Source organism: Vibrio sagamiensis NBRC 104589 (genome assembly GCF_007990935.1).
Lineage (GTDB): Bacteria > Pseudomonadota > Gammaproteobacteria > Enterobacterales > Vibrionaceae > Vibrio > Vibrio sagamiensis.
In genome coordinates this window covers 1-3,077 of sequence record NZ_BJXJ01000091.1, presented here as the reverse complement: position 1 = coordinate 3,077, position 3,077 = coordinate 1, and the positions used below count along the sequence as shown (strand labels likewise).

Genomic DNA, 3,077 nt, shown 5'->3' with positions numbered 1-3,077 from the left:
TGTTTTGGAATCACAAGTGATGGTTTCTTGCTCTGAAGCGAAAAGAGCCCCACTGACTAAGAGTGCAGCCGTGAGTATCAGCGATTTTAATTGCATGGGAGATATTCATTATTAACAATAAAGAATATTATTGTATTTTTAATTTATCCTTATATCATCTAAAAATATAATATATACCTTGTCAATTTATCAATATTTGATATTCATCAGGTTAAATGCTGCTTTTAATTATATAATAAACATTAATAAACCATTGGTCGTGTTATTTATTGGGTGGTGACATTGCCCATCAAAAATGAAATAGAGGCTAAAATACCCTATTCATTAAAATTTGGGCTGATTAGTGATGAAAATTGCTTGAGAAATATAATCTAATCAAATGATTTATTGAGATGAACATACAGGAGTGATGAGTGATGAGTGAGGTTAACAGGAGGAAAGTAATGTCTTGATGGAAGTTAGTTATTATTTTATATGAAAATAATGTTTTGATTTGTATTTTTTTTCGATGAGAAATATCAGATATAATAAAAGTAATTTTTGTTTGAAAATAGGTATTTGAGTGATGCTGGGTACTATCTAGTGAACCTTTACTCATTTACATCTATCACCGCTTATCCGAAATAGTGAAATCATTTTCTATAACGTTATAAATTCGTGAGGACTTATCAGGGCTTAAATTAGAATAAATAAAAAGAAATTACTTACATATCATTAATTATTAAAGGAAATAAGGTTCTTATCACAAATCAACGTAGATAGTATTTATAAGGTTCAATTGTCTATTGAATTTTCACATTGGTTTATATAATGTTAACCCCGAGCTTTTCATTTAAAACAAAGTTAAATATTAAGCTCTAATTGATTTTAAAATAAGGAAATTTTAAAATGAAAGAGTTAGATAAAAAACTGAATAGTCAAATGTACAATCAAAAAAAGTAAAAAACTTGCTGGCAACATGTTAAAACACTGCAGTGGTGGCTGGGCTAAATCAAAATGGTTGAGACAAATATCATAGACTTTAACCTTAACAACCTAAAGGAAAATAATTTATCTTTTACTGCTGATTGAACTAATTTTGCTTACAGTAAGATATTAAAAAATAAAAGGCAAAATGATGAATAGAAGCATTGAATTACCATATGTAAATAATAAAATCTATATTTAAGCTAACATCTTGGTGTACTTTAAACTGTTCATACTTCTATTGCTTTAATGGTACTAACACCTCGGAATATAACTTTCCAGATGTCATTTCAAAGGAAAATACAAAAGTAAAGCTTCATTTATCAAAGATGGCGTTAATGAATTTATATCGGAAACGTATATTTAGAATTCTATAGTGGGAAGTCATTTTTGAAATTATCCTATTTACAAGCTTAGTCATCGAGATATTGAAGAGATACAACTCGATCATGGTGTGAATGTGGATCATGCCACCGCTAATCACTTAATTATCAAATTTACACCTATTCTACAGCACAACCTCCGCCGGAAAAAGAGGGCAGTGTCTGGCTCGTTGATTATTATCTGAATCCTAACCGTTATGGGGCAGCCGCTAAAGCCTTTTGAATAAGGCCATCATACAAAATGGTTTACCAAGTAAAGTGATCATTAATGGAAGTTAGAGGAGCTACGAAGCCCTTGATTTGATGAATGTCCATGTCTGAACTGGAAGTCAATGGAAGGATTTATGATAAGTCTACATTGATGAGAGATTTGGACGATGTTGAAACGAAAGCAGGTAGAGGTGTGACAGAATTCTTGGATTGAGTTTGGAATTAGTAGTGTAATGTATTAAAGGTGGAAATAATAATGAAAATAAACTTGAATTACTCAGCAGGTCTACAGAGGTCAGAGGAACCAATACATAAATCAAATAAAGAAAGCTTAGAAAGATATTTAGATAAAGTTGATGCCGCTATAAAGCATGGATATCAACTTGAAGCTTCGACCACTGCAAGTAAAGATAAAGAGTTTATGGTGGATTTTCTATCGCTAGCTAATAATAAGAAGCATGATTTAAATGCTCATTATTGTGATTCTCCATTAGAAATGATGGAGAAGATAAAGCTTCTTTTAGAAGAAAACAAAATGTCTGCTCGTTTTGTTGTAAATATGGGAGAAGGAGGGACTCATTTTTCTGCATTCGAATTTTTAAAAACTAACGACAAAATATCCATTATAGGTATTGAACCAGCAACGGTACAGGGTATGGGCCCTGCGTTGCTGGCTTTTAGATGCATGCAGGCTGTAAACAGAGAATTCCCGGATGCTTCATTTGCTTTTGTTGAAACGGATTTACAAAGAAGCAATGGTGATTGTGGAATGTTTAGCTTATTTCTAGTTAACAAAATGCTCAAGGAGAAATCTGCTATGCATCAGATTCATGAAAAAAACATATCTGGTGACCTTAAAACTGACCATGGAATATTAAATAAGAATGAAGCCGACTTTTTAATCCCACCGTCTTTTATGAAGCATACACAATCACCGTCTCGGTTAGAGAGGTACCTAAATGCCAACTCTTCAATAAGGGATGCTTGTATCAATAAGAAAGGTGAAACATTAAAAGAAAGACAGGACAGAAATGTGACCTCTATTGAGAGCAATGGAAAGAAAATAACGTACAGCAACTCAATTGAATTAAAAAGGAGAATGGAGATTGAATCATTGTTCTCCCATATAAGCGCGTCTAAACGTTGAGACGCGCTTGTTGCAAAAATTGAAGGTGTTTTTGAGGTGCCTACCTGAACACCTTCTATTTACGAGCCAATCATTTAGCTAGTTTCTAGAATACGATACGATCAATATTTCTTATTATTCTGGAACAGTAAACTTGGCGCTGACTGCAAAATGATCTGATAAATCCCAAGTTCCCCACATATCAATGTCAAAGCTCCTTGGAACTTCTATTTTACTACTACTTGCAAGTACACTTCCATTATCAACATATAATAAATAGTCCAACCTCTCTCTATCGGATTCATCATAATATGTAATATTCTGATTTAAATAAGGATCATAACTGTATATAAGATCATTAGCAGGTGGAGGCTCAATTAAGTTTAAAGTTA

Annotated in this window: 1 protein-coding gene and 1 pseudogene; one reads left to right on the top strand and one right to left on the bottom strand. The window is 32.5% G+C overall.

Going from position 1 to position 3,077, the window contains the following annotated elements:
• The first annotated feature begins 1,815 nt into the window (after positions 1-1,815).
• Positions 1,816-2,706 (top strand): YopJ family acetyltransferase, encoded by an 891-nt coding sequence (locus VSA01S_RS19385; RefSeq protein WP_039983932.1) that lies wholly within the window; start codon positions 1,816-1,818, stop codon positions 2,704-2,706.
• A gap of 114 nt (positions 2,707-2,820) precedes the next feature.
• Here VSA01S_RS19385 and VSA01S_RS19380 read toward each other — a convergent pair.
• Positions 2,821-3,077, bottom strand: a pseudogene (locus tag VSA01S_RS19380) (sphingomyelin phosphodiesterase); the annotation flags it as partial.

Coding starts and splice junctions, on each gene's coding strand:
- VSA01S_RS19385 (WP_039983932.1), top strand. CDS start 1,816: ATGAAAATAAACTTGAATTACTCAGCAGGTCTACAGAGGTCAGAGGAA.